The sequence below is a fragment of the Flavonifractor sp. An306 genome (assembly GCF_002159455.1).
Taxonomy (GTDB): domain Bacteria; phylum Bacillota; class Clostridia; order Oscillospirales; family Oscillospiraceae; genus Flavonifractor.
Window position 1 is genome coordinate 1 of sequence record NZ_NFIQ01000250.1, and the last position, 639, is coordinate 639.

At 59.2% G+C, this 639-nt stretch carries 2 pseudogenes; both read left to right on the forward strand.

From position 1 onward, the window contains the following. Positions 1-259, forward strand: a pseudogene (locus tag B5F88_RS19950) (translation initiation factor 2); the annotation flags it as partial. A gap of 133 nt (positions 260-392) precedes the next feature. Further along, a pseudogene (locus B5F88_RS19955) lies at positions 393-639 on the forward strand (topoisomerase); the annotation flags it as partial.

Genomic DNA, 639 nt, shown 5'->3' on the forward strand with positions numbered 1-639 from the left:
CTCCGAGGAACTCTTCCAGCGCATCAAGACCCACCTGGCCAGAGAAACGGCTCGGACCGGCGTAAAGCTCACCCAGCGGGACTTCGTCCTGGGCCTGATCGAGCAGGCGTTGGCGGAAGCTGAAGCCAGCCTGGCCCCACAGGAGGCCCCTGAGAGCACCGAGAAAGCCCCGGAGGACAACGGAGCCGCCGGTACCACCCCAGACGCCAGAGAGGCCAGCACAGAGGCGGAGAGAGACACAGCGGACATCGAACAATAACACAAGGAGTCAAAGCAAGGGGCCGGAGGACACATCGCAAGCAGATGCGTCCTCCGGCCCCTTTTTTGTTTTTCCTAGAAGGGGGGTGAACATGATACAAACGTCAGAAAAAACTCGTTTTACAGAGGCTGAAATGGCCACTGTCCGAGACACGGACCTTCCGGATCTGCTGATCTCCCTGGGCTACCAGGTGAAGCGGATCGGCAGGTACTACACCACGCAGGAGATGGACAGCATCCGAATCAAGGACAGACGTACCTGGTTCCGCTATTCAGAGGGCATCGGCGGAGATGCCATCACATTCCTCCAGCGGTTCTATAACAAAAGTTTCCCGGAGGCCGTGGAGTACCTGCTGACCTGGCATGGCCGCGCCCGTGACT